Source organism: Streptomyces sp. SID5910 (assembly GCF_009862125.1).
Lineage (GTDB): Bacteria > Actinomycetota > Actinomycetes > Streptomycetales > Streptomycetaceae > Streptomyces.
Genome location: NZ_WWHX01000324.1, coordinates 1 through 1,317, shown reverse-complemented (window position 1 = coordinate 1,317; position 1,317 = coordinate 1). Strand labels below are relative to the sequence as shown.

Sequence of the window (1,317 nt, the reverse complement as noted above, 5' to 3'; positions counted from 1 at the left end):
TGGTGCGTGCAGCTGCAAGGCGGAGGAGGGCGACAGGGCGGAGCCCTGGCAACCGACGACAACGCCGCAGATGTGCGTGCCACGCCCCGCGACGCCGGCATGATCCAAACGGCAGGCCCTAGGTGACCAGGCCGTGTCGGTAGGCGTAGACGACGGCCTGGACGCGGTCGCGCAGGTCGAGCTTGGTGAGGATGCGCGACACGAAGGTCTTGACGGTCTCGTGGCTGATCACGAGGGCCGCGGCGATCTCGCTGTTGGACAGGCCGTCCGCGATGAGGCGGAGGACCTCCAGTTCGCGGGGTGTCAGCGGGATGTCCTCGGCACGGCCCGCGGCGGGCCGGATCCGGGCGGCGTACCGGCCCACGAGCCGGCGGGTCACCTCGGGATCCAGGAGGGCCGCGCCCATGGCCACGGTCCGGATGCCGTGCAGCAGCCGGTCGGGCGGCGCGTCCTTGAGCAGGAACCCGCTCGCTCCGGCCCGCAGCGCCTCGTAGACGTACTCGTCCAGGTTGAACGTCGTCACCACGAGCACCTTCACGGGGTGCTCCACCCCGGCACCGGCGAGCAGGCGGGTGGCCTCGATGCCGTCGAGCACCGGCATGCGCACGTCCATCACGACGACGTCGGGGCGCAGCCGGGCGGCCAGCTCCACCGCGGTCCGCCCGTCCCCGCACTCGCCGGCCACCTCCAGGTCCGGCTGCGCGCCGATGATCGTCGCCAGCCCGGTGCGGATGAGCGCCTGGTCGTCGCAGACCAGGACCCGGACCGGCGCGCTCATGCCGGGACCCCCGCGGGTATCCGCGCCCGCACCAGGAAGCCGCCGCCCGTGAGGCGGCCCGCGCTGAAGTCGCCGCCCAGCACGCCGACCCGTTCGCGCAGGCCCTCCAGGCCGCGCCCGCCGCCGCCCGGGGAGGCGTCCCGCGAACCGGAGCCGTCCGTGCCGACCTCCACGGTGATCTCTCTTTCGCCGTGGCGCACCAGGACCGAGGTCGGGCTGCCGTGGTCGTACTTGAGGGCGTTGGTCAGGGCTTCCTGCACGACCCGGTAGGCCACGAGGTCGGCGCCGCCCGTCGAGTCCGGCGGCGTGCCCTCCTCGGTGAACTCGACCGGCTGCCCGGCCCGGCGGGTCTGCTCGACGAGGGTGAGCAGTCTGCCGACGGGCGGCGTCCGGTCCTCGCCGCCGGGACCGGTGCCGTGGCCGGGGTCGAGCAGGTCCAGCAGGTGCCGCAGATCCGTGATAGCGCGCCGGCCGGTGTCGCTTACGGCGGTCAGGGCCTGGTCGAGGCGGTCCGGTGCGCCGGTGAGGTAGCGGGCCGC

2 protein-coding genes are annotated in these 1,317 nt (G+C 74.2%); both read right to left on the bottom strand.

The window, feature by feature from the left end; translation table 11 throughout:
- Positions 1-118 precede the first annotated feature (118 nt).
- The gene (locus tag GTW67_RS10955; RefSeq protein WP_161164609.1) at positions 119-778 is read right to left on the bottom strand and encodes a response regulator; all 660 of its coding nucleotides are present in this window, start codon (positions 776-778) and stop codon (positions 119-121) included.
- Positions 775-1,317 (bottom strand): sensor histidine kinase (locus GTW67_RS10950; RefSeq protein ID WP_346010622.1); only part of this gene is annotated, 543 nt, incomplete at its 5' end. The genes GTW67_RS10950 and GTW67_RS10955, both read right to left, overlap by 4 nt.